This window comes from Paraburkholderia dipogonis (genome assembly GCF_042680985.1).
Taxonomy (GTDB): Bacteria; Pseudomonadota; Gammaproteobacteria; order Burkholderiales; family Burkholderiaceae; genus Paraburkholderia; species Paraburkholderia phytofirmans.
Genome location: NZ_JBHUFR010000017.1, coordinates 1 through 24,612 on the forward strand (window position 1 = coordinate 1; position 24,612 = coordinate 24,612).

Consider the following 24,612-nt stretch of genomic DNA (forward strand, 5'->3'; position numbering starts at 1 on the left):
CGTGCGATATCAAGGACCCGACGCAGAACATCGTATGGGTCACGCCTGAAGGCGGCGGCGGGCCGAACTACCCGAACATGTAAGAGACTGCTCCGCCACGTCAACTTTCTCCCTATGAGCGCGATTCCTGTTATGCCTCCCGTACTCGTAAATATCTCCACCGCCGATTGCGCGCCTTTTCCTGCACTGCTCTCCGAAGATCGCGTGCTCGCCCTGAAGCACTGGCACTCAGCGGGGCTGCGCGGAACAGGCTCGATATCGGAGTTTCTCAACGACTGGATCATCAACGCAAACCTTCTTAAACAGCTATGCATTGCGGAGACCACGCGAGAGCTTATCCAGCAACGTGGCGCCCCGATTACGGCGTTTGACGTACATGAACCCGTTACTCCACGCCAGGTCTATTGCACCGTTGGCAACTACCGTAGCCAGCTCGTACAGGCCGCCCTCGATGCAGACGACGGGCCGCATGGGTCCCGGGCGCGAGCCCGTCGCGACGACACGCTAGCGGCAATCGAAGCCCGGCGTCGCGACGGCACACCCTACGTATGCCTGAAGGGATCTGCGTGCATATCCGGTCCGTATGAGCAGCTCACTGTCGGGACGGATATGTCCACGCTTGACTGGGAAGTCGAGGTCGGCGTTGTAATCGGACGACCTGCACGCAATGTCGACGTAGCTCAGGCGCTCGACTTTATCGCGGGCTATTGCGTGGTCAACGACATTACACTGCGCGACCGCGTGTTTCGCCTGGACGCGCCGAAGCTCGGGACCGACTGGCTGCAGTCAAAGTCCCGCAGAGGCTGGTTGCCGACAGGACCATGGCTCGTGCCGACATGGGAAATCGATGACCCAGCGACACTTCATCCCTGGCTACGCCTCAACGGTGTCTTGATGCAGGACGGAATCGCGAGCGATATGATTTTCAGCATTGCCGAGCAAATTTCCTATCTGTCGAGGCAGACATCGCTCCAACCCGGCGACCTGATCTGCACAGGCACACCAGCAGGGCTGGGTAGCCATCACGGCCGTTACCTGCGTGCCGGAGACGTGGTCCAGGCAGGTGTGGATGGCCTGGGGTCTCAAAGGGTCGTGTGCACGGAATGAGTCGCACCCGTTTTTCTGACACTGAGTGAACAAAGAGGAAATCATGTCTGCTTCAGTATTGCTTACTGATTACGCGTGGCCAGACGACGCGATTGAGCGCCGGGTCATCGAATCCGCCGGCTTCCGGCTCATCACGGGGCCGGCTTCACCTGCACCGGAGGCCGCAATCGATACGCTGGTCGAACAACACCAGCCCGATGCCATCATGACCTGTTGGGCACAGGTGTCGTCCGCCGCGATTCGCGCCAGCGCTGGACTCAAGGTCATCGCCCGGCTCGGCGTAGGCCTCGACAACATCGCCGTGCAAGCGGCCACGGAACGCGGAATCTGGGTAACCAACGTGCCGGACTATTGCGTTGCCGAGGTTTCCGACCATGCCGTTGGCTTCGCCCTCGCCTGGACACGCGGACTCATCAGCTTCGACCGCGAAGTGCGGTCGGGAAGGTGGAACCCGGCCGGGGCAAATCTGAAACGGCTCGCACACATGACCTGTGGAATTATCGGCTACGGTCGGATCGGTCACGCAACTGCCTCCAAGCTGAACGCTTTTGGTTCTCGCGTGCTCTCCCATACGCTGTATCCCCCCGCAAACATTCCAGACGTTCAGTTCGTCAAACTGGAAGAGCTGATGTCAGAAAGCGACATCGTCATCGTGCATGCGCCGCTCACCAACTCGACGTTTCATCTGATCAACCGCTCCAGCCTGGCCCTGATGAAACCAGGCGGACTCCTGATCAACGTGAGCCGGGGAGGCATCGTTGATACGGACGCGGTAGTCGAGGCGTTGCAGACAGGGCAACTTTCAGGCGCCGCGCTGGATGTCCTCGAAATGGAACCAGACGTGCCTGAAGCTCTTCTGTCGTCGGGCGGTGCCATGCTGACTCCACATGTCGCGTTCTCGTCAGACGCCTCCCTCGCTGAACTGCGCGGGCGCGCAGCTGAGGAGGTGGTTCGTGTGCTGAAAGGTGATCTGCCGGAACACCCGTGCAACCAGCCTCAGCGCGCATAGACGCGTTGAGGTTACGAGCAGTCGATCTAAAAAATACGGCGCTATTCGAACAAGGCTGCGGCGCATCGATACCCGGACCAGGGAGCGCAGTATTCCCCTGTCCTCGACTTCGGAACGTAGCTCTGGTTATCTGCTGAGGCAACATGAAATCTTCCGCAACACACTCTCTTCCAGATGCCGAGTACACGGCGCTCATCACCTTTCTCGTCTCTCATGGACAGATGGACAGCAGTGAAGAGCCGCTGTGCAGCCGCCTGACCGGTGGCGTGTCTTCCGACATCTGGAAAGTCGACCTGCCTGGCCGCACACTCTGCGTAAAACGTGCCTTGAGCAAGCTTAAGGTCGCAGCAGAATGGGAGGCCCCCTTAACACGCAATGCCTATGAGTGGGCATGGCTGCAGTTCGCCGCGGAGCAGGCCCCCGACAATGTTCCACACCCGATCGCGCGGGACGCAGATGCCGGACTTTTCGCGATGTCGTTCCTGCCCCCGGCGCTCTATCCCGTCTGGAAGACCCAGTTGGTGGCGGGCCAGGTGCAGGCGTCTGTAGCAGGTGAAGTTGGTAACCTCCTTGCGCGACTGCATGGGGCGAGCGCAGCTAGCCCCGAACTCGAAGCAAGGTTTGATTCGGTTGAGAACTTTTACGCGCTTCGCCTCGAACCCTATCTCGTTGCAACTGCGGCGAAGAACATCGACGTGGCGAACGCCCTGCTGGCAATTGCACAGCGCACCCGTGACACGCGGCTCGCTCTGGTTCATGGAGACGTAAGCCCGAAAAATATCCTGATCGGTCCCAATGGCCCGGTATTGCTCGACGCCGAGTGCGCATGGTATGGAGACCCCGCTTTCGACCTGGCCTTCTGCCTGAATCACCTGTTGCTGAAATGCCTCGCGCTGCCCGACGCGCGTGATGGCTTTATCGACTGCTTTGCGACGTTGGCCGAACAGTATCTTCAAAAAGTCAGCTGGGAACCGGCTGTTGATCTCGAAGCGCGCGCGGCGAGTCTCCTGCCCGCCCTGATGTTAGCCCGTGTCGACGGCAAGTCGCCGGTCGAATACATCGTCCGAGAGGAACACAAAGATCGGGTCCGCGTAACAGCGTGCGGTTTCCTGCATGAACCAGCTGCCAGATTGATGGAGGTTGCAGACGCCTGGCGCGCCGCATTAACACCGACGCCGTAAATCGTTGTGCCAGCGTGCAGAGCCTCCGCGCTCCGCCGCTGTGCCTGCAAGCTGGCGGCCCTGCGTCGGGCGTATCTTCAGAGCCCGCCAGCCAGTTGGACTGGCATGGCGGCGTCGCCTGAATCGACGTAGTCCTTCGCTTGCGCAATGAGCCACGTTCTGAATGCAATCAATGCTGCGTCTTCAGATCTCTCGTCTGGAAGAATAAGAAAGTATGGGCTGTCGCTCGGATGGGTCCGTCCTCCGACAACCGTCAGTTTTCCTTCGGTGAGTTCCTTCTCGATCAGCAGCCGTGGAATGAGAGCGAGACCCATACCCTGTATCGCCGCCTCCGCGTGCATGGAAAACAGCTCCAGCCGCGGGCCGGTCATATCGCCTTCGATCTGCAGGCCCTGCAACGAAAACCACTTCCGCCACGCGTAAGGGCGGGTACTCTGCTGCAATAGCGTGTACTTCCGCCAGTCCTCATCCGGAATCTCCCCATCCGGTGCGATCAGATGCGGACTGCATACCACCACCAGATCCTCATTCATCAGCAAATGCCGGCTGGTTCCGGCCCAGGGCGACCGCCCGGGATGGATCGCCGCATCAAAAGCGCTTTCCGAAAAAAGGAATGGCCGTGTCTGCGCTGAAAGGTTGATCGTTATCCCAGGGTGCAGAGCCGCAAATCGCGGCAAACGCGGCATTAACCATTTGGTGGCAAACGTCGGCACTACCGCGAGTTCGAGCGCGCCACGCGCGCCCCCCTTCGTCATCAGGTTCAACGTATCCCGCTCCACTTCATCCAGCCGCTGCCGCACCTGACGGCTATACGTCAGACCAGCTTCCGTCAGATACACACCTCGTTGCGTGCGGCGGAAGAGCCTGACGCCGAGAAAATCTTCGAGTGCCGCAATCTGGCGACATACAGCGCTTTGCGTGACGGCGAGTTCGTCGGCTGCTTTGGTGAAACTCTGATGGCTGGCCGCAGACTCGAACATCGCGAGTGCAGTGGTGCTAGGAATTTTTCGTCGCATGCGTGGCACCGATACCGGTGGTCCGGAGTACAGGTTTTGCACAGGTGAGTGCATATAAATTGGTTGTACAGAACTTATCCCATGCTTACCCTACCTGATCCATAGCTAACGCAGAGAGACTTGTCATGACTTTACCGCACAACCGCGTCGCATTCCAATGGGAAGATCCCCTGCTTCTCAACGACCAGCTGGACGCCGAGGAACGGATGGTGCGCGATTCGGCCCGCGCCTATTGTCAGGAACAGCTTGCGCCTCGCGTATTGCAGGCCTTCCGCAATGAACAAACGGACCCGGGGATCTTTCGCGAGATGGGTGCACTCGGCCTGCTGGGCACCACCATCTCCGCAGCCTATGGCGGAGCAGGCATGAACTACGTGTGCTACGGCCTGGTGGCGCGCGAAGTCGAGGCGATCGATTCCGGCTACCGCTCGATGATGAGCGTGCAAAGCTCGCTCGTGATGGTACCGATCAACGAGTTCGGCAACGAGTCTACGAAGCAGAAGTATTTGCCCGGACTGGCCAGCGGCGAATTGATCGGGTGCTTCGGTCTGACGGAGCCCAATCACGGTTCGGACCCCGGCAGCATGATCACCCGGGCGAAAAAGGTCGCTGGCGGCTACTCGCTGACCGGCGCGAAGATGTGGATCACGAATAGCCCGATAGCCGACGTTTTCGTCGTGTGGGCAAAAGATGATGAGGGCGCCATTCGTGGCTTCGTGCTGGAGAAAGGCTGGAAAGGACTCTCTGCGCCGGCTATCCACGGAAAGGTCGGTCTGCGCGCCAGCATTACCGGCGAAATCGTGATGGACGAAGTGTTTTGCCCGGAAGAGAACGCCTTTCCGGACGTTCGTGGTCTGAAGGGCCCGTTCACCTGCCTGAACTCCGCGCGCTACGGCATCGCATGGGGCGCGCTGGGCGCCGCGGAAGACTGTTTTCAGCGGGCGCGTCAATACGTGCTCGATCGAAAACAGTTCGGCAGACCACTTGCCGCCAACCAGCTGATCCAGAAGAAGCTGGCCGACATGATGACCGATATTACGCTTGGTTTGCAGGGTTGCCTGCGTCTGGGCCGCATGAAAGACGAAGGCACGGCGGCCGTCGAGATTACCTCGATCATGAAGCGCAACAGTTGCGGCAGGGCGCTCGACATTGCCCGGGTGGCTCGCGACATGATGGGTGGCAACGGCATCAGCGACGAATTCGGCGTAGCCCGGCATCTCGTCAATCTCGAAGTGGTGAACACGTACGAAGGAACCCACGACGTTCATGCGCTGATACTAGGTCGGGTGATCACCGGCATTGCTGCTTTCTAGTCGGCACGATCATGACAAACTTCAACGAAGCGCTGTCTGGTCTCCGGATCCTCGATCTGTCGCGAGTACTGGCCGGGCCGTGGGCGGGCCAGCTCCTAGCGGACCTGGGCGCAGATGTCGTCAAGGTCGAACGTCCGGACACGGGCGACGACACCCGAGCCTGGGGGCCGCCGTGGCTTGAAGATGCTGAAGGACGCTCAAGCGACGAGTCGGCTTACTATCTCAGCGCGAACCGGAATAAGCGGTCCATTACCGTCGACATCGCACATCCAGAAGGCCAGCAACTCATCCGGAAACTGGCGAGAGATGCCGATGTGGTCATTGAGAACTTCAAGGTCGACGGACTTCGTCAGTACCAGCTCGACTACGACAGTCTTTCGGCGATCAATCCGCGTCTCGTCTATTGCTCCGTCACCGGTTTTGGCCAAACTGGACCATCCGCCTCTCGCGCGGGATATGACTTCCTCATCCAGGGGATGGGCGGCCTGATGAGTATTACGGGGCGCCCGGACGGCGAAGACGGTGCTGGACCACTCAAGGTCGGCGTCGCGCTGACCGATGTGATGACCGGCCTTTACGCGACCGTAGCAGTACTCAGCGCGCTTGCTGCTCGCCACAAGACAGGGCGCGGACAGCATATTGACCTCGCGTTGCTGGACGTCCAGATCGCGTCGCTTGCCAACCAGGCGTCCAACTATCTGGTCGGCGGCGCCGCGCCCGCGCGTATGGGAAACGCCCACCCCAACATCGTGCCCTATCAGGATTTCCCGACTGCGGACGGCTACATGATCATTGCCGTGGGCAATGACCGGCAGTTCTCGAATTTTTGCAATGTATTGGGTCATTCCGAGTGGGCAGAAGACCAGCGCTTCGCCACGAACCCTGCACGCGTGAAGAATCGAACATGTCTGGTCGCGTGGATTAACCGTGTCACGGTCGAGCGGACAACCGCCGAATGGGTCACCCTGATGGAAAACGCAGGTGTTCCCTGTGGACCGATCAATACACTCGACAGGGTCTTCGCCGATCCACAGGTCAAGGCGCGTGGAATGAGAATAGAGATGGGTCATTCCGTTGCCGGGACGGTGCCGCTCGTTGCGAATCCAATCCGAATGTCAGAGACTCCGGTGTCTTATCGCCGGGCGCCTCCAACATTGGGCGAACACACTTCGGAAGTCCTGCAATCGTGGCTGGGCATGGGAGAAGATGAGGTCCAGACACTCCGCGAATTCGGCATCGTCTAGCTCTTATGGTTAGCACGGGCCGGCCGGTATTCCCGGACCGACGCGTGCTTCACGATTGCCCTCGGACGCAGGCCTCCGCCACCCCCTGCAATTTTGGCGAACAGGCTCCGCAAGCCAGGACGGGTTCGGCTTGCTTTACCTCCACTCGACCTCGTCCGAGCTGGAGCCCAACGCACAGTGACTGGCATGGAGGGAACCCGAAAATGAGCAGCAAGCAGCATCAGATGGCCAAGCGTGATGTTTCCCCTTGGCGACAAACCGTCGACCTGCTGATGAAACTCACCGCTCCTCGAGGAACCACGAACTACGCTGGCACCCCCATTGCGGTTACACGCACAACGACTGGGCCGGCCGCGATTCGCCATTACGTCATTGAAGAAGTTCACGTTACGGTCCTCGATCGCCCCACCTCGCTCACAGCCATCATCGCCTGGCGCGATCCGACAGAATGCAGATACGGCGAACAGCGATGGCGCGGCGGAGTAGCCCGCGCCAGGGGAACCTGTGCACTAACAGGGCGCATTATCAAGCGTGGCGACGCGATATATCGTCCTCAACGCAGAGTTCCGCCGCCTGCCAATGCGGGCGCCATGATTCTGTCCGAGGTGGTACATGCGGTCCCGCGAATGCGCTGACAATCAGAGCGGAGTCGGGCACGTGTGGATGTCGACCGTCACACGGAATCGATCTGCGTCGCGCGGCGCGCGATGTTGCCAGTAAAGAATTGATGCCATCCGGTCTCGATGCGGCGCCGCCGTGACTTCGGCGGCGGCGTCCTGCAACGTTGCCCGCCTGTTTATCGGCGTGATGACGCAGATCGCCTCCGCGCCTCTCGCTGAACCCTGCCCGACCAATCGATATGGACACACTTCAATGTATGCGCATTTTTGCAAAGGTCGCGGCAGAAGGCGGCTTCGCTGCGGCCGCGCGCAAGCTGAATCTGACGACATCGGTGACGTCACGTGCCGTTTCCTATCTTGAGACTCATCTTGGTTCAAGGTTGCTGCACAGGACCACACGGAACACTGCATTGACAGAGGCGGGCCAGCGTTATCTGCATCGCTGCCGCCAGATCCTTGCCGGCATCGATGAGGCGGAAGCAGAGGCGGGTTCGGCGAGCCAGCATCCGTCCGGGTGCCTGCGCGTACATGCGTTGTCGAGTTTCGGACATCACCTGGTGGTACCCGCGGTGTTGCGATATCAGGAGCAGTTCAACTCCCTGCGCGTCGAACTCACCTTGTCTGGCACACTGCCCGACATGCTGGAGGAGGGATACGATGTATCGATCGTCGTCGCGCCAGGGCTGCCCGACTCCGAGTTGGTCAGTGTCAGACTGGGCAGTATCCCGGGCATCATCTGCGCATCGCCTCAATACGTGACAGACCACGGCGAACCTAGGACTCCAGAAGATTTGCGAACTCACCATTGTCTTCAGCTTTCAACGCCGGTGTTTCCGTTCAACAAGTGGATGTTCAGCGGGTCTGATGTTCCCTTCGCCATCGATATTGGTGCCCCCCGCTACGCCGTCAACGTCATTGAAGCCCTCGAACCCGCAGTCAGGAGCGGGCTCGGGATCGGCATTCTGCCGGCGGGAGTGGCGCTGCCCGGGTTGACTTCAGGCGCACTTGTCAGGGTCCTGCCCGGCTATCACGTTCAGCCTGTTGTCGCCCATGCGTTGTATCAATCGCGGCGCTTCGTCGACGCGAAGATCCGCACATGGATCGCATTCCTTCGCGAAATCCTGCCTGCAACGTTCGAGGCGGACAATCGCGCGCTTGCCGCTATTGAGGCCGCACCCTGATCGGCAGGTCTCACTCTCTCCTGTAGCAAAAAGCAAGTGGCGGATTGGCGGTTCAGTCTCCCACGTACAGCGAGTCAGAATTCTCGAGGTACAGCGACTTCGTGTGAGCGCCGGCGTCTCGCGATCCCGCTTCGATCGAACCCGTCGCCTTGCCGCCATACGCCTCCGTAACGGCGCTGCCGCCTTGTACTCCCCTGCGCGCTTCGGCCGCCATCAGTCGGGATGGATAGTCGATGTCGCTGCCGGTGGACGAATACCCGAAATTTTCGAGCTGGGCGATTTCTCCCTTCACCTGTGCTCGCGTGATGGGGGCGCTCTCCTGAGCGAACGTAACGATCGGCGCCGTGATGGCAACTGCGATGACGATGGCTTGCACTAGCGACTTCAACATGACTGACCTCGGGGTTGACTGCGATATCCGTTACCGGCGGATTTACTGCATCCGATAACTGCAGTCTAGTGAGGTGGATCACCAGGGTGAATACGCACGGCCTGAAAAGCACTGTTGTCTGCGACGGCGGTAATCACCTCAGTCACACGAGCACAAAATGCTACCGGCGATAGCCTGCTCATGCTTACAGCGGTGCCAGGTGTTGCTTGCAATGCCTCGGGCGAACTCAACCCATATCGATGCAGAATCCGTGTCATGCTGCCCGCCGTGGACGCCACCGGCTCGCCGGCATCGTGCAGGCACCGATCGAGCTTGTATCCACTATTTCACGTTTCAACCGTAAAGGCATGGTCCCGCAGGGTTCCACGGCATGGTCAGCGCCAGAAGAACGTCTCCCGGGCAGTACGTATGGACCGATGCGCCTGTATCAAGTCCATACAGGCGAGAAGAACTGCTCCCCTCTTCTGGCGTGGTGACCTGTCGTAACCGAATATTGCTGCCGCCCAGTGAGATCGATGAGGCGCAACGATTCGCATCCCTGGGAACGTCCTTACAGACTGGACAGGCCGAGCTTGACTCCCGGTTAAACTAATTCGCCCACTTTAGAGCTTTGGTCCGGAATGTCGTTGCCGATGCGTTTCCTGCCTGCAATGCCCTGTGATGGACGACCCTACGCCAATCAGATTGAGGGCTTGAGATATCTCGTTTTGTCCTCTGTCCACATGATGTCTTTCGACTTTCGCGGAAAGCGCCGATCCCTTGCTGTCTACGAGATCGGGGGAGTTTATACTGGCAGGGACCGCCTACGAGGGATGTCTTGCAATGGAAGTGCTCGCAAGAGTTCCAGAACGAATCCGCGGGTTTTGGCTGATGAACTGCCATCCCGGCGTTCACCCGAACCCGCGCGGCGCACGAAGAATTAGCGGCAGAATCCGACGCGGTGAGCACTAAACCGTTATTGGCGAGTTTGCGGAGTGCCACTCCTCCTGGCGACATCGCGTCGCGAGAAGCCTTTGCGCAAATGGCGCGAGACGCCGGTGCCGACCTGCTCGCGCGGTAGTCTGATGCAGCGCGAGGACACTCAGATCATTGATCGAATTTGCCGCCGACGCTCGGTACACAATGAAATCGGCTCTGCCAGCGGGTTGGGATCGTCGCCGTTGTGCGGCGTACCGGATGCGCTGCGGCGCCATCCAAAAAGCGCCGCCATCCAGGAAGAGCCGATAAGGCACAACTGAAGTCGGTCTGGGTCGAACCGGCGCTCCGTGGCTTGCGGTGAGCAGTCGATCTGTCTTTCCAGTGACTACTCACCGCTTCCAGCGAATCTTTAAAACCGTACGCGAAGTCCTGCACTCGTCAGGAACTGTTTACCGGTTGACGACGGGCCGCCACTGCCGCCAATGAATGCGCCGCTGAAGATCGTTCCTGCCGCTCCGGTCACATGCTGATACTCGGCCATCAGATAGACATCCGTGCGCTTGGAAAGTGAATACGCAGTCATCAGGTTGAACTGATTCCAACGCGGCTTTGCATTCGCCGAAGCATTGGCATATGTTCCGTCAGTGAACGTGTACGATGCAGCTACCAGCCACGCCGGAGTGATCAGATAGCGGACGTTCGCTTCATAGTTGTTAAAGGTGAGATTGGTCGGCGACCCGGTGGACGCCGGAGAAAGCGTGCTGCCACGATACACCGCGGTCGTATTGTCATAATGCGAGTGACTCCACACCAGGCCCAGGGTGGCCGCACCGATCACGTAAGCACCGCCGAGGCCCCAGACCTGCTGACGGGCGGCATGAAACGTTGCGTCGCCCGACGTGGACGAGCCATCAAGTGCGCCGGCTGCGCCATCGCCCGGATTGTCTATCCGCATGTACGACGCGCTCAGGGTCACAGGACCTCTGTTGTAGGTCGCCCCCGCGCTGAACGCGCGATTGTCGGCAAAATCGCCGGCCTTGTTGGAAAAGGCGTAGAGTCCACCGAACTTCAACCCACTGAAATCAACACTGGCGAATTTGACGGCGTTGTCGAGCCGGAAGAAATCTCCGAAATTATCGTTATCCATCGGATGCATGAATTCGAGTCCGCCGACGAAACTTTGCGCCAGGCTTCGGGGCGCAAGGTAGTCGACCACAGAATCGTACTGGCGTCCGAGTGTGACGGCGCCATATGGATTGGACAGCCCGACCCATGCCTGCCGGCCAAACAGGCGCCCCCCCTGCTGAAGACCGCCAGTAGTTCCTGTGAAGCCGTTTTCAAGCTTGAAGATGGCCTGCAGACCTCCGCCAAGATCCTCGGTACCTGTCAAACCCCAGCGGTTGCCGACGATGTTCCCGGACGAAGCAAATACGTTGCTTCGACCTGCGCCAGTTGCCGTGCGCTGATTGCTCACGTACGAAACACCGTTGTCGATCAGTCCGTACAGCGTGACACTGCTCTGGGCCTGTGCTGCGGCGCATATGCAGCCACCGACCGCAAGTGCGAGTTGCCTTTTCATTCGTTGTCTCCTGGTACCTGTCGTGTTGACCTTGTTTGATTGGAATTACGCTTGCTCTACAGTGGGAAATCCGGCGCTGATTCTCCTGTTAATCGCGTTGGCCTCGGTGCAAACGCGGCAACATTGACGTGAGCGAATCACTCCGATCGAGAAAGTGATGCTTCAGCGCCATGAGGACATGTCCACAGACCAGAATCGCAATGGCGTAGGCGAGCGAGATGTGTATTTGCTTGAGTACCGGCGACAGGGCCAGTGTCTTCGCCATCAGGGGCGGCAGATAGAACAGGCCAGCCACCGGAATCTTGTAGCCGGCAGCGGAACTCCACAGCCAGCCTGAGAGTGGCAGCGCGACCATGCAGATGTAAAGCAGCAGATGTCCCACCCGCGCGGCCGTGCGTTCCAGCGAGGGCACGTCGCATGCTGCGGCGGGTGCGCCATGGATCAGCCGCCAGGGGATCCGCGCAGCCAGCAGGAACAGCGTGACCGTCGCAATCGACTTGTGCAGCATGATGCTGTCGGCCTGGATCTTCTGCGGGAAACTGAGCGTACTTGAGTAGTAGCCGGCGCCCCATGCAGTGATGATCACGGCGGCCATCGCCCAATGGAGGGCCTTTGCGACGAACGTGTATTGTCTCGCTTCCATTTCTGTCTCCTTTCGTAGTCCTGATCTAACTACAAATTTTTATTCTCTTCAGTTTCCTGCTGGGTGGTGGAAGACCCAGCAGGAAGCACAACCGATATTCAGGGAATCACGACGTAGTTGCTGAACCCGCCGTCGCGGTCCTTAAGACCTGAAATCGCTTCGTTGACGTCTGCCAGTGGGAATCGGCGGGTTTCAAGGTAGGAGAGATCGATAGTACGCGTACGGACCATTTCAGCCATCTCCTGCCCCTGCGCCGCGGTAAACCAGTTTGACCCGATCAACTGGACCTGTTCGTCCATCAGCCACTTCACGTCAATGGGCAGGTTCTCTGCAACTCCACCTACGTTGACCACCCTGCCGCCGCGTCTTACGCCTTTCATCGAATCAAGCATCGTCGACGCAGGTGCCTTTGCACCCAGCGCGCTGATGACGAAATCTGCACCCTCTCCGCCGGTAAGCGATTTCGCCCATTCGCCAGTGGATCGTTCGCCGAGCTGGATCACGTCGATACGATCCGGGGCAAGTGCCTTCACACGTTGCAGGAGTCGCTCATCCCGGCCGGTGCCAAGAATTCGGGAAAGTCCCATCGCGAGACCCAGCACGGCAGATGCGACTCCGAGCGTTCCAGTAATTCCGTCGATAAGCCCGACCTGACCTGGCCCGGCAGCCGCGTTCTTCAGGGCGCCGTAGGACGTACCCAGATAGCCAAACCGGCCCGCCTGCTCAAAAGACAGGTTATCGGGGATGTTCACGATCGCGTATTCTGGCGCGGTCATGTACTCCGAGAAGCCGCCGTACGGATACAGATCAAAGATTTTCTGGCCATCACGGCTCGTACTGAAATAGCCGTTAAGCGTGTAGTACCGGCAAAGGCTTCGTTGGCCGGCCCGGCAGGCCGAACACGAGCCACATGAGCGCAACGGACTCACGTAGACGCGATCGCCGGGCTTCGCGTTAATGACGGCTTCACCGACCTCCTCGATGATGCCGGCCGGGTCCAGCCCGAAAATGGCGGGAAACTTCGGCAACGGCTGGTGCGGAAACCACGTCATCCAGTTGTTGATCACGTTCGCCATGTTGGGAACGATGCCGCAGGCCTTGACCCGCACCAGCACATCGTTAGGGCGCGGCTTCGGTACGGGAATCGTGTCCAGCGTCATCGGTGTACCAAGGGCGTGCAGCCGCGCTGCAACCATCGTCTTTTCCATACTAACCTCTTGCTAATGAATCAAATTGCGCCGGCCGGTGCATGATGCAGGGCCAGCCAGCGTTGTCCTTTGGGCCCGTGACCGGCGCTCAGGGGACGCCTCCTTCCGTGGCGCCGACGGGCTTTACTCGATGTCCAACGTATCGTGCGAGCGACTGACGACGGACCAACCAGGGCGGGTACCCTTTGCAGAATCAGCGATACCCCTCCTCAAGCTCGATGTCGAGCGCGCCCATGATCCGCACCCCGGAGTTGTACCAGGCAACCGTCAGCACAAGCTCGACGAGCTGGCGCTCGGAAAGGAACGCAGCCACCGCATCCCATGTCTGGACGCTGACGTTGACTACGCGTGTAGACTCTTCCGCGAACGCCATGACGGCGCGTTCATGCACATCAAAGAGCGGCGACTGCGCGTAATCCGCGATTGCCTTCAATTGCTCTTCGCTGATCCCCGCCTTCAGACCGTGCGACTGGTGGTGTGCAATCTCATACACCGACGCCGTGCAATGTCCGACAGTCAGGATCGCGAGCTCGCGAAGCTTGGGGCTCAGCTCGGATGCGCGCAGCGCGTTGGCGTACGAGAGGAACTGGTCCAGCACCAGAGGCGCGTTCGCGAGTGCGCTGAAGATATTGGCCGTTGGGACCTTCCGCTCGCGTTCCAGCCGGTCGAACAGTGCCTGATCAGCACTGCTGTCCGAGCGACGAAGATATTTGACTCGTGCCATTTTTAGTGGTCCTCTTCCTATACGTTGTTTTTTGCCAAAAGCTGTTTCTGCACATAGCTTTCAAGCGTTTCAGGGTTGGGTTTTTGCACAGCCGGGATGAGTGGCACCGCCTCGAATCTGGTGGCTTCAAAGTACCAGCGAGTCGGTGCGGGGAGCCCCCAGCGAACACTTGTGCTCAATGACCCCGCGTCCCAACGCACCGGCTCGATCTCAGTGTCGATCGTTTGATAGTGACTGTTGAAAATTTCGATGCGGTGGCCGTCGGGGTCGCGCAGATAAACAAAGAGCATTCCGCCTGGGCCGTGGCGACCGGGCCCACGCTCGACTTCCGTGCCGTATCCATAGATACCTGCGAAGTCACATGCATCGAAAATGTTGTGCGACTCCGAAACGGTGTATGCGAAGTGGTGCAGACACGGCCCTTCGTTTTCAACGATCGCCAGATCGAGGCACGTTCCCTTGCGGTACATGAAGGCGCCTAGCAGCTTGTCTCCATGTGCCAGATACTCGGAATTCCGGAAGCCCAGCCGGCTGTAGAACGCGCAGAGTGCGTAGGCGTCGGGGGCGAATATCTGTACGTGATCGAGCCGCTGGGCGTGAGCGCCCTTGAAAATTTCACGGTTCAGGTACTGGCGCTCGCGGGTTTCCATCGTCGCGCACAGTTCGATCTTCGTGCCGATAGGATCAGACACATGGAGCGTCCTGCCCTGATGCGCGACATCGACCCACTCTGCAGGCAGTCCTTCAGACCGGAAAAACTGGTAGGCGAGATCCAGGTCTTCTTCAAAAAACACGCGAAAGCCCAACCGCTTGCACGTCGCTTCGCCATTCGTCTGCACGAGCACGAGGCTATGATGACAGGCCTCCGCAAGCCCGCGCAGGTAGCAGGTCTGGTCATCCTCGTCTGAAACAATCAAACCAATAACGTTGACATAAAACTCGCGGCTCTTGGCGAGGTCCGCGACGTGCAGTACGACGTGGCTCGTGCGGGTGATATTGAACGGCGGCCGGAGATCGACGGGTGGCAACATACGAACCTCTATCATTTGAATTGGGAGAAGTGCGCTAACGTTAGCATCAGACTATGATCGAATTTAAATGCTGTCAATCAGGTCGAGCGATAATGATGCTTACGTTCGCACACGTTAGGCGAGGGAGCGACGTAGCAAGGAGATTTCCGCAGCGAGGCCACCGACGGCTTCGTGCAGAAACTGAACGGTTGTCTCGTCTGCGACACGCCCGTTCTGAACCTTTCCATGCACCCCTGCAATAACGACCTGCGGCCAGACGATGACGCGCGCGAGCATCCCGGTGAGGACCTCCCGCAGGTGTGCCTGCGCCCGCACGCCGCCGGTAAAAGCCGGCGAACTGGTAACGATCAGTACTGGCTTGCCCTTCATGGGAGATGCGGACGCGGGACGTGAAGCCCAGTCCAGTGCGTTTTTGAGAACGCCTGGCATCCCGCAGTTATATTCCGGCGAGCAGATAACGAGACCGTCACTTGCCGCGATTTCAACCCTTAATTCAACAACAGCCCGAGGCGTGCCGCGATTCTCGAGATCCTGATCATATAAGGGAATACCGTGCAAGGTTTTGACCGACAGTTCGATGTCCGCGGGCATTGAATCCTGCAGCGTGCGAAGCAACGCTGTGTTGTTTGACTCGCGACGCAGGCTTCCCGACAAGCCTAACAGCCTCAGATCTGACATTGACGACGCCTCTTTCCTGACGGTATGACGACGGGTCCTCGCGAGAGCGCCCGTGATACGTTTGATACTTGTCAACGATGAAACGGCAAGGCGGACCAGCCACTGAAAACAGCCTGCGCACCGAGCGACTCCTCGATTCTCAGCACCTCATTCCATTTCGCCATACGCTCCGAGCGCGAAAAGGAGCCGACCTTGAGCTGGCCGGCATTCCAGCCGACGCTCAGATGGGCGATCGTCACGTCTTCCGTTTCGCCGGATCGTGCGGAGACAATCGTGCCGAAACCAGCCTTCTTGCCCGCAATGAGTGCCTCATGCGCCTCGGTGATTGTCCCCGCCTGATTTGGCTTGATCAGAACCGCGTTAGTGTGGCCTGCAGCGGCCGCGCTGGCCACGCGCTCCGCATTCGTCACGAGAAAGTCGTCGCCGATAATCTGGCAACTGCTTCCGTACTCCTGCGCAAAAATTCCGAATCCGCCCGGATCGTCCTCTGCCAGTGGATCCTCGATCGAGAGAATTGGATAGTTCGCCAGCCAGCCGCCAAGCATCTTCACCATACCGTCGGTGTCAAGGGTGCGTCCGTCAAGGGCAAGGGTGTAGTGTCCGTCCCGACCAAACTCCGACGCTGCAATGTCAAGCGAAATGCCAACGTCTGCGCCAGGACGCAGGCCCGCGTCGTTGATTGCCGCAAGCACGGCATCGAGCGCCTCTTCATTGCAGTCGAACGCCGGCCAGTAGCCACCCTCGTCAGCAACGCCCTGCAACTTGCCGGCCTTTTTCATCAGCGCGCCCGCCGCGAGGTAGATCTCGGCAGTCCAGTCCAGGGCCTCACTGAAGCTGCGCGCCCCGGGACACATCACCATGAAGTCCTGAACGTCAACCCGGCGCGACGCATGGGCACCGCCCCCGAAAATCTGGATCTCGGGAAGCGGAATGCGTACGGGCTGATCGCCGGCAAGATGTTGCCAGACGGGTTTGCGCGCTGCAGCGGCCGCAGCGTGCAGGACCGCCATCGACGTTGCGACGAGGGCATTGCCGCCCAGCCTCCCACGATTTGCGGTAGCGTCCAGTTCCACCATGCCCCTGTCGATTGCCGCCTGATGCACAGCATCCCGGCCCGTGAGCAGATCCGCAATATCGCCGTTGACCGAGGCAACGGCACGGTTCACATCCATGCCACCGAAGCTCGCGCCCCCATCTCGAAGATCCAGCGCCTCGCCGCTGCCCGTTGACGCGCCGGCAGGCGCGATCGCGCGCCCTGTGGCGCCGCCTGCGAGCGTCACCTCCACCTCGACGGTGGGGCGGCCGCGCGAATCCCAGACGCGACGGCCGTGCACCCGGGTGATTGTTGTATCGGTCATACATGGTCTCCTGTTGTTGACCAGACTGATTGAGAAATGGAAGCTGGCGCCGACGGGACGAATACGCCCTATCCGGCCGCCATGCTCCGGTACTATCTGGCTGGTACGCGCTGCGCGCCGACTAGCACGAAAGCAACGGTTGCTGTTTTCGCACTCCTGTTTCGCCACGCGTGTCTTGTCCCGTTCTGGACGATGAGATCGTGCTGTCGAAGATGGGTGACGCGCCCGTCGTCGAGCTCAAGCCAGATCTCGCCATCAAGGACAATTCCGTAGTCGATGCTCGGCGTCATATGCATTCCATTCGGCTCAAAGAGTTCAGCCAGTCCCGGGCTGATTTTTGCGTTTTCTTCGGCGGCAGCGCGCGGATCAAACCCGGACGATGCAAATACGCTATCCGGAGGAAAGGTGATGACGAGGAAGCGCGTTTCGCCCGTGCCTGGGACAATGCTGCGCACCGCCCCGGTGGGATCCATCCCGTCGAATGGCAGCAAAGCGGTTGCCGACGTCGCCCAGACCACACGCGATACCATCCCCGGGATGTGCCGGAACGCGTCGGAGCGTGGCGGCACGCCATCGAGTACTACATTTGCGGAACCGTCCAGGCTGTTGCCAGTCACCACGCGCCGCATGCCAACCGGGAGTCCTTTGCCAATTTGCGACTCAGTTCCCATCGTTGCCTCCGTTTCAATCTTTCATCCGAAATCACCGCCCGATCCGCCAAACGCCGCGAACAGTGACACTTGCCAGCCTTGATGCAACAACTGTACGAACCGGATCCTGTCGGCTCGCGTGCGCCTCGAGCATTGCGACCGGTCACGCGGTGGCGCCAAGGCGGCGCCAAAAGCAGGACACCGACGCGTTGATGCATTGCATCCAGCCGTTCACAACAATCATCACACCCCCCAACGACGAGGCACCTGCATTCATCTTCGGGCGACAACTGGCCCATGTTCAACCACCCGCTTCCGCATCGGCCATGCGCCATTGCGCAAATTCGTAAATACATAGTCGCGAAAGGCCACAGAACTCTGCATGTCGAGCGGTGCGAGACGGACGGCCCGGACATCCGGCAGATGAAGCAGCAGCGAACATGCCCCACGCACGACTGTGGAGGCCACCGTAGAGTCGATCAGCAGATGAACAGTCACGGAGCAATGCTCCTCGCCCGAGCCGGAATCCAGGACGTCCTGCACCGCAAGCTATCTGGAAAGCGCCTCGGCATCCAATGTCGATCGGTCATGTCTGTCCATAATTATAATGCTAACGTTTGCATTAGTTTGCAGCGTCCGCACTTCGATGTCAACACACCAGCTCGCCATAATTGGGGTTGACATTGCAAACTCTCATAGCTAACGTTAGCACTGTACCAACCTGACACATATGGCAACCATGAAAATCATTCGGTACCTGGCGGACGGTCACGTTTATTACGGAATTGCTGGCGACCAGGGAAAAATTGAGCGGCTGGCCGGCTCGCCGTTACAGAATCCACAGCTCAGCGACCATGTTGACCGTCTCGATTCCGTGCGGGTATTGACACCGATCGAGCGGCCAAGGGTGTTCGGCCTCGGGTACAACTATCGAGCCCATTCGCAGGAGGTAGGCAAGGCAAGCCCCACGATCCCGGTGCTTTTCATGAAGCCAAGCACGACTGTTATCGGCCCCGATGATTCCATCGTCTATCCACCCGATGGCCAGAATATTCATTTCGAAGGCGAACTCACCGTCGTAATCGGCAGGGAAGCTCGCCACGTATCAGAGGCGGACGCGCTCAGCTGTGTGCTAGGTTATACGTGCGGCAATGACGTAAGCGACCGGGTCCTCCAGCGCCGCGAGAGCGAATTTGGCTGCCTGCTGGCTGGCAAAGGCTACGACACGTTCGCACCGGTCGGACCGGTCATCGAGACGGCGCTCGATCCTTCCAGTCTGCGCATCGTTACCCGTGTAAACGGTGAAGTGCGACAGAACGGAAGCACCGAGGATCTGGTTTTCAGCGTTCCGCAGATCATTGCGTACCTCAGCAAGTACATGACGCTGCTTCCGGGTGACCTAATCATGACCGGAACGCCAGCTGGTGTGGGCCCGATAAGGGTTGGAGACACGATCGAAGTCGAAATCGAGGGGATTGGCATCCTTCGCAATGACGTGGTGCAGCACGCTCCATTGCAGTCTTGAGGCCGGCTGGACGCGACGATCGGCGCAGCGATTCGATAGTAGTCCTGGCCACCGCGCCCGTTCAAAACTCCGCCAGCACTTAGCAGCGCTTCCTGAGCCGTCAGTCATTTTTCAGCACGTGAGCATGCCCATGGCAATTCATTCAGCGGCATCGAGTAACCATGAAGCTGGCGCAGAAAGTCCTATTCACTCCTCTTAGGGAGAACTGATATGCAGGTAAATTCAACCGTATGGCTGGGAGCGCTTTTAGCCGCCTCGCTGCCAGTCATGGTCTTCGCTCAGGAGCAACCGACGAGTTCGCCCGCGCCTGTAACGAAAGCACAGGCCAAAGCAGCAAGAAAGGCACAGAGTAAAGAGGCGCGCGAGGTCAGAAATGCGGAACTCAAGAAGCTCGAGCAGAACGGATATGGCCCGCAGGCCACACAGCAGGATTACCCGCAGAACCTGATTCGGGCAGAACATAAAGCTGCCAATCCCGACGCTGCCTCCTCGCCTCCTTCCCGCTGAACAACTGGTTGCGGGTTTCAGTCCTTTTCAGACGAAGAGCTGCCAGCGACATTCGCGAGCCTGTAATGGCATGGATAATCATGGAGAACGACGGGTATGGAGACGTCTGGTTTGGTGATCTCATAAGGAATGCGAATGTAAATGACGTGACGCGTTCGTGGTGCGTTGCACCGGCCATGGAACTGCGTGTCCTGCGGTAAGACTCAGCAATAATGCCGCAGGTTGATCATCGTATAGGCGAGCGTCTTGAACGCGTAGTGCACCTCACTGATGCGTTCGGAGCGCAGCAGCAGACGGCGAAATTTGTCTTCCCAGGCGAAGACCCGCTCAATAGTCCTGAAACGCTCCTCGAAGATGGCCGGTTCGAAGCGCTGCCTGCGACCCCGTTTGAGGGTCTTGCGTCCACGCGGATTCTCGGGGATGTTCGGAATCATGCCTCGATTAAAGATCGCCTTGCGGTTGGCCCGGCAATCGTAGACGCCATCCAGACTGATGGTTGAACCGTGGAGGTCGGCGCCGATGGCGCGCGCCATTTCGGTGAGTCTGGGTAGCGCGTCGCGCAACAGAGGCGATTCATTGCGGTTGCCTGGGGCACTGACGAATGGCGCGATGATGTTGCAGTGGCGATCGCAGAAGGCCACCACCTTGTCGCCTTTAAGATGCTTATGGCCACTGTAACCCAGGTTGTCGCCGCCCCTTCTTCGCGGCAGTGGTCGTGCCGTCGCCGTGAATGACTGTGAGCTCGAGGAGTTGGTCCTGATGAAGCTTGTGCACCGATCCGGAAAAAATGCTGTCGATGCAGCCATCGGCCTGCCACCGCCGCAAGGTCCGATAGATGCGCGTGTAGTGGATTTCAGGACGACCTTCGTCATTCTTTTCGATCGGCAACGCCTTCCACTGATAGCCCATGTACAGCAGCTGAAGGACGTAGTTGAAGATCTTGTGCAACCCCAGCGTCGGTGCCGGTCCGCGCCGACTCGTGCTCAGATGCGGTAAGACAAATTCATCGAACTGCGCCAGGCTCAATTTCGTTGGAATCACTTGCCAGCATGGGTTTCTGGTCATTCGCTGCGTCCAGAAATCTGGACTTTAACCGATTAGGCGCCGCAGCTCGCATAGCCACTCCCGGCGCGGCACGCAGACAAACTCGGTGTCTCCAAAAAACCCGCAACCACTTGCAAATGCGAGGGTGAGTAATGGGTGGAAATAGAGTAAAACGTGCACGAGCGCTGGCGTGACTGGCATCAGTGAAGGACCTGCCGAAGTTTTTGATGGGCTGAGCCGTCGCCATCGCTGCCGCAGTAGTAGCGATTGTCCCCGCGCTGGCGGCTCGCGGCTAGCAAATCCTTGCCCCCAAGAGCTTTTACAGTAACACCGGCGGATGCGACGCAAGCGTGTCGCGGCGGCGAAGAAACCCCCCGCTGTGCATGACATTGATCTCCAGTGCCGGCAGGCGCGGTGGCCACCCGCGACTACGGGTCACGATTCAGTCGATGCGACCCCGTCGGACTTTCTCCGCTGTTCCAGTTCGGCACGGGACCGTTCGAGCTCGTTGGCAATTAACTTTTCGTCGGGTAGCACCGTCTGATACTCGGCGGCGAGTATCTTGTTTGGGAGGTTATCGAGTGCGTAGTGCGCCTCGGCCGCCCCTTTCCCGGCACACAGGATCAGCCCGACCGGCGGATTCTCACCGGGTTTCATCCAGTGCTCACGGGCATAGTTCAGGTACAGGTGCATTTGCCCGGCGTCGGCGTAGCTGAAACGGCCGACTTTCAGATCGATGATGACCAGGCATTTCAGGCGCCGGTGGAAAAATACCAGATCAACCCGGAACCAGGTGTCGTCAATCCGCAGCCGCCGCTGTCTGCCGACAAAGGCAAAATCGTCGCCCAGCTCCAGCAGGAAATCCGCGAGATGCTGGATCAGCGCCTCCTCGAGATCCGACTCCGAGTATTCATCCTTGATGTCTAGAAACTCGAGCACGAACGGGTCACGAATGGCCTCCTCTGGCGTCATCAGATCACCCGGCTGCGAGCCGGCAGCTTTTTTGAGCAGCGCCGCCTTGTTGCGCGACAGCGCCAGCCGCTCATATAGCTGGCTGCCGATCTGGCGGTCAAGCTGCCGCACCGACCACCCTTCCCGCAATGCTTCCGTCTCATAAAAAGCGCGGGCCGCCGGCGTCTTGACGGAAAGCAGTCGCACATAGGCAGACCAGGGCAGCGCGAATGCCTGCGCGACGACGGCCGGCTCAGACAAGTTTCGCGCGGGTGATTCGGAAAACAATCCGCCAGAAATTGCAGACGCTGTCGGGACAATCGGCGAGGGTGAGGATTGTGCAGACAGCGTCTGCACAATCTGTTCAGTCGGCCAGGCCAGATAAAAAGCGCGCATCTGCGCAAGATTGCGCCAGCCGAAGCCCCGCCCGAACCGCTGCGACAGATCCGCGCCGAGTCGCCTGATCAGTGCTTCGCCGTAGGCGGCCCTGCCCTCGCCGCCCTGCTCAAACTCCACGATGCGCCGGCCAATCTCCCAGTAGGTCGCCGCCATCAACGCGTTGACGCTGCGGGCGGCCGCCGCGCGCGTGGATTCGACCACGCCGGCAATTTCCCGTTGCAGGCCCGCGTAGACAGCCGGTGCAATGCCAGTCTTCGTCACCACGCGTTCACCGCGTCCCTGAGCGCCTTTCCATCGGTGAATTTCACCGTCCTTGCAGCATCAGTCTGCATTTCTACGCCAGTCGATGGACTACGTCCGGCTCGAGCGACGCGCTGCCCCAACGAGAACATGCCGAAGCCGAACGGTAGCCCCGGTCCGCCGGCCGTTACCGCGCCCATAGTCGCGTTGCACAACGCGACGATTGCTTCGCCAGCGGCGGCTGCGCTGCCGCCGGTGCGCCTCGCGACCGCGTCAATCAGTTCCTGTCTGTTCATATTCCATTCTTGTCGTTGGCCAGATCCGCCATGTACCGCGTCATGGGGTCACGAGGATCCAGCATATGACTCACCTGGTCTTCAGATACGCCGCATACAGTCCGGCGTGCAGATCGCGCAACGCCTTGCGACGCTCCACCAGTTCGTTTTGATTGCCCTGCCGCTCGAGGCTGAGTATCTGCAGCAACAGCCGCATGGCCCGCTCCGGCGGCGTCTGGCTGCCTGGTTGCGCTTCGCGCAGCAGCGGCGCCAGGCCCGGTTTTTCGGTCAGCACCCACGCCGGGAACCACGCAAGGTCGACGGCCTGATCGGCTCCGTCGAAACTCGCATCGAACTTCCTGCGCAGTGTGTCAATCGCCGCGTCGGCGAGCCGGGATAACAGATCGGCCAGGCGGCGAGGCGATAACCAGGCCAGTTCCGTCAGTAATGGCAATGCCGACTCCACGCCCTCCAAGCAATACTGCGCTTCCGCCATCCACGCAAGCGACGCCGGGATCCGGCGCCACGATTCGATCCGCCCGACCGCCTGCCTCGCCTCCTTCCAGTCGCCCGCGCGCAGCCATAGTGGTGCCGCATGAAGCTCACGCCCGTCAGCGCGAAACGGCAACGCCGCGGTCTGCTGTGCAGCCGCGCGCCAGCACGACGCCATCCACGTCCGTCCCGCCGCGGCGCCTAGCTGGCGCAGTGCGGCCGGCTCGACCTCATCGATGAGGTGAGCGCTGGTTGCAGCCAGCGCCGGATGATCCGCAAACGGTGTCGCGGCATCCCTCTCGAGTTCATCGATCAATGTGGTCAGTCCGGCCAGGGTGTTGTCATCGGGGAAACCATCGGCCAGCTTCTGCCACGCCCGCCGTGCATCTATTGCATGACGCCGGTGCAGCGCGTCCAGCACATCATTACGAAGCATGACGTCACGGCTGTCGGCAAAGATGTCGAGCTGCTGCATGGTCGTCGCACTCAGAAAAGTTGATTGTGAAGAGCGCTCAGGCTAGCCCATTTCACCGTACTGCGGAAGGTACGGCCGTCCTCGCACGCTGATTCGACAATTACGCGCCGCCCGCTCCCTTCGGCCAACACGCGCACGATCCGCTCGCCATAGCGTATCAGCGCACCGATTGGGGGGCAGGCCGGGGCGTTGCGCCCTTCACGGTGGCGGGTTTTCCGGTCCATCCGGCCTACCCCCGCTTCCGGCCCACGGCCGCCTTGCTGTCCGGTGCCGGTGCCGGTGCCGCGCGGGACGGCCGTTTGACCGCTGGCCGCGCGGGTTTGGCCGACTTCGCCCGCGCTGGCCGGATCGGGCTGGCATCCATCCGGCGCGAAGCCGCAAGCTGCTCCTGCAACGCCACGTTTGTGGCCTGCACGGCATCCAGCCGCCCCTGCAGCACCCCCGCCGATGGCCACAGGCTGGTCGTCGCCCACACCGATCTGGACGCCGTCCGAGCGTGGCTCGGGCGCTTTGCCGGGACGAAAACCACCTTCGACAGCTACCGCAAGGAAGCCGAACGGCTGCTGCTCTGGTCCGTGCTTCAGATGGGCAAACCGCTCTCCTCGCTGACGCATGAAGATCTGCTGGCTTTCCAGCACTTCCTCGCCGATCCACAACCCGCCGCACGATGGACCGCGGACGGCGGGCGCAAACACCCCCGCAACGATCCACGCTGGCGGCCGTTCTACGGCCCGCTGTCGGAAGCGAGCCAGCGCCAGGCGATGGTGATCCTGAACGTGATGTTTGCGTGGCTCGTGCAGGCCGGCTATCTGGCCGGCAATCCGCTGTCGCTCTCGCGTCAGCGCACCCGACG

25 protein-coding genes and 1 pseudogene are annotated in these 24,612 nt (G+C 59.8%); 11 read left to right on the top strand and 15 right to left on the bottom strand.

The features are described 5' to 3' along the window. The 4 genes from ACFSNN_RS23500 to ACFSNN_RS23515 form a co-directional block, all read left to right on the top strand. The coding region (locus ACFSNN_RS23500) for a 4Fe-4S dicluster domain-containing protein (protein WP_200878033.1) at window positions 1-83 on the top strand (83 nt) is incomplete at its 5' end. Between the two features lie 49 nt (window positions 84-132). Beyond that, window positions 133-1,107 carry a fumarylacetoacetate hydrolase family protein gene (locus ACFSNN_RS23505; protein WP_377689795.1) on the top strand — a complete coding sequence of 325 codons (975 nt, stop codon included), beginning with the start codon at window positions 133-135 and terminating at the stop codon, window positions 1,105-1,107. Window positions 1,108-1,150: 43 nt separating this feature from the next. Continuing rightward, the gene (locus ACFSNN_RS23510; RefSeq protein WP_134466478.1) at window positions 1,151-2,116 is read left to right on the top strand and encodes a C-terminal binding protein; all 966 of its coding nucleotides are present in this window, start codon (window positions 1,151-1,153) and stop codon (window positions 2,114-2,116) included. A gap of 143 nt (window positions 2,117-2,259) precedes the next feature. Next, complete coding sequence (locus ACFSNN_RS23515) at window positions 2,260-3,297, top strand: phosphotransferase family protein (RefSeq protein ID WP_244323263.1); 1,038 nt, start codon at window positions 2,260-2,262, stop codon at window positions 3,295-3,297. A gap of 77 nt (window positions 3,298-3,374) precedes the next feature. Here ACFSNN_RS23515 and ACFSNN_RS23520 read toward each other — a convergent pair whose 3' ends face one another. Further along, complete coding sequence (locus ACFSNN_RS23520; protein ID WP_134466400.1) at window positions 3,375-4,313, bottom strand: LysR substrate-binding domain-containing protein; 939 nt, start codon at window positions 4,311-4,313, stop codon at window positions 3,375-3,377. Window positions 4,314-4,438: 125 nt separating this feature from the next. Here ACFSNN_RS23520 and ACFSNN_RS23525 point away from each other — a divergent pair, with 125 nt between their 5' ends. From ACFSNN_RS23525 to ACFSNN_RS23540, 4 genes are all read left to right on the top strand, one after another. Continuing rightward, a complete protein-coding gene (locus tag ACFSNN_RS23525; protein ID WP_134466399.1) occupies window positions 4,439-5,626 on the top strand; it encodes an acyl-CoA dehydrogenase in 1,188 nt (395 codons plus the stop codon). An 11-nt stretch (window positions 5,627-5,637) separates the two neighbouring features. Next, window positions 5,638-6,870, top strand: coding sequence for a CaiB/BaiF CoA transferase family protein (locus tag ACFSNN_RS23530; RefSeq protein ID WP_134466398.1), 1,233 nt, complete (start codon window positions 5,638-5,640; stop codon window positions 6,868-6,870). Window positions 6,871-7,073: 203 nt separating this feature from the next. Continuing rightward, a complete protein-coding gene (locus ACFSNN_RS23535; RefSeq protein ID WP_166799464.1) occupies window positions 7,074-7,505 on the top strand; it encodes a DUF3331 domain-containing protein in 432 nt (143 codons plus the stop codon). Between the two features lie 224 nt (window positions 7,506-7,729). After that, window positions 7,730-8,671, top strand: a complete 942-nt coding sequence (locus tag ACFSNN_RS23540; RefSeq protein WP_134466396.1) for a LysR substrate-binding domain-containing protein — start codon at window positions 7,730-7,732, stop codon at window positions 8,669-8,671. 52 nt (window positions 8,672-8,723) lie between these two features. On the opposite strand, the gene ACFSNN_RS23545 is transcribed toward ACFSNN_RS23540, so the two are convergent. From ACFSNN_RS23545 to ACFSNN_RS23585, 9 genes are all read right to left on the bottom strand, one after another. Continuing rightward, entirely contained in the window at window positions 8,724-9,062 is a 339-nt protein-coding gene (locus ACFSNN_RS23545; RefSeq protein ID WP_341868468.1) for a DUF4148 domain-containing protein, read from the bottom strand. Window positions 9,063-10,389: 1,327 nt separating this feature from the next. After that, a complete protein-coding gene (locus ACFSNN_RS23550) occupies window positions 10,390-11,559 on the bottom strand; it encodes a porin (RefSeq protein ID WP_134466394.1) in 1,170 nt (389 codons plus the stop codon). An 88-nt stretch (window positions 11,560-11,647) separates the two neighbouring features. Then, the gene (locus ACFSNN_RS23555) at window positions 11,648-12,202 is read right to left on the bottom strand and encodes a cytochrome b (RefSeq protein ID WP_134466393.1); all 555 of its coding nucleotides are present in this window, start codon (window positions 12,200-12,202) and stop codon (window positions 11,648-11,650) included. A 98-nt stretch (window positions 12,203-12,300) separates the two neighbouring features. Beyond that, window positions 12,301-13,410 carry an alcohol dehydrogenase catalytic domain-containing protein gene (locus ACFSNN_RS23560; protein ID WP_134466392.1) on the bottom strand — a complete coding sequence of 370 codons (1,110 nt, stop codon included), beginning with the start codon at window positions 13,408-13,410 and terminating at the stop codon, window positions 12,301-12,303. A 193-nt stretch (window positions 13,411-13,603) separates the two neighbouring features. Continuing rightward, a complete protein-coding gene (locus ACFSNN_RS23565) occupies window positions 13,604-14,134 on the bottom strand; it encodes a carboxymuconolactone decarboxylase family protein (protein ID WP_134466391.1) in 531 nt (176 codons plus the stop codon). 17 nt (window positions 14,135-14,151) lie between these two features. After that, window positions 14,152-15,165, bottom strand: coding sequence for a VOC family protein (locus ACFSNN_RS23570; protein WP_134466390.1), 1,014 nt, complete (start codon window positions 15,163-15,165; stop codon window positions 14,152-14,154). Between the two features lie 114 nt (window positions 15,166-15,279). Then, complete coding sequence (locus tag ACFSNN_RS23575) at window positions 15,280-15,843, bottom strand: NADPH-dependent FMN reductase (RefSeq protein WP_134466389.1); 564 nt, start codon at window positions 15,841-15,843, stop codon at window positions 15,280-15,282. A gap of 71 nt (window positions 15,844-15,914) precedes the next feature. Next, window positions 15,915-17,201, bottom strand: a complete 1,287-nt coding sequence (gene eno / locus ACFSNN_RS23580) for a phosphopyruvate hydratase (RefSeq protein WP_134466388.1) — start codon at window positions 17,199-17,201, stop codon at window positions 15,915-15,917. Between the two features lie 92 nt (window positions 17,202-17,293). Further along, the gene (locus ACFSNN_RS23585; protein ID WP_134466387.1) at window positions 17,294-17,872 is read right to left on the bottom strand and encodes a cupin domain-containing protein; all 579 of its coding nucleotides are present in this window, start codon (window positions 17,870-17,872) and stop codon (window positions 17,294-17,296) included. Between the two features lie 709 nt (window positions 17,873-18,581). Here ACFSNN_RS23585 and ACFSNN_RS23590 point away from each other — a divergent pair. Both ACFSNN_RS23590 and ACFSNN_RS23595 read left to right on the top strand, forming a co-directional pair. Next, a complete protein-coding gene (locus ACFSNN_RS23590) occupies window positions 18,582-19,376 on the top strand; it encodes a fumarylacetoacetate hydrolase family protein (RefSeq protein ID WP_244323262.1) in 795 nt (264 codons plus the stop codon). A 210-nt stretch (window positions 19,377-19,586) separates the two neighbouring features. Continuing rightward, window positions 19,587-19,883: a hypothetical protein gene (locus ACFSNN_RS23595; protein WP_134466385.1), complete on the top strand. Its 297-nt coding sequence runs from the start codon at window positions 19,587-19,589 to the stop codon at window positions 19,881-19,883. A 203-nt stretch (window positions 19,884-20,086) separates the two neighbouring features. Here the strand turns inward: ACFSNN_RS23595 and ACFSNN_RS23600 are convergent, their stop codons facing one another. The 5 genes from ACFSNN_RS23600 to ACFSNN_RS23620 form a co-directional block, all read right to left on the bottom strand. Further along, complete coding sequence (locus tag ACFSNN_RS23600; protein WP_377779195.1) at window positions 20,087-20,644, bottom strand: transposase; 558 nt, start codon at window positions 20,642-20,644, stop codon at window positions 20,087-20,089. Further along, window positions 20,547-20,948 carry a hypothetical protein gene (locus ACFSNN_RS23605; protein ID WP_377747714.1) on the bottom strand — a complete coding sequence of 134 codons (402 nt, stop codon included), beginning with the start codon at window positions 20,946-20,948 and terminating at the stop codon, window positions 20,547-20,549. Before ACFSNN_RS23605 ends, ACFSNN_RS23600 begins: the two co-directional genes overlap by 98 nt. Before the next feature lie 414 nt (window positions 20,949-21,362). Beyond that, window positions 21,363-22,541 (bottom strand): PDDEXK nuclease domain-containing protein, encoded by a 1,179-nt coding sequence (locus ACFSNN_RS23610; protein ID WP_377689780.1) that lies wholly within the window; start codon window positions 22,539-22,541, stop codon window positions 21,363-21,365. After that, entirely contained in the window at window positions 22,535-22,813 is a 279-nt protein-coding gene (locus ACFSNN_RS23615; RefSeq protein ID WP_134466383.1) for an HU family DNA-binding protein, read from the bottom strand. Before ACFSNN_RS23615 ends, ACFSNN_RS23610 begins: the two co-directional genes overlap by 7 nt. Window positions 22,814-22,883: 70 nt before the next feature. Further along, complete coding sequence (locus tag ACFSNN_RS23620; RefSeq protein WP_134466382.1) at window positions 22,884-23,759, bottom strand: hypothetical protein; 876 nt, start codon at window positions 23,757-23,759, stop codon at window positions 22,884-22,886. Window positions 23,760-24,058: 299 nt separating this feature from the next. Between ACFSNN_RS23620 and ACFSNN_RS23625 the strand changes: the two are divergent. Further along, window positions 24,059-24,612: pseudogene (locus ACFSNN_RS23625) on the top strand (tyrosine-type recombinase/integrase); the annotation flags it as partial.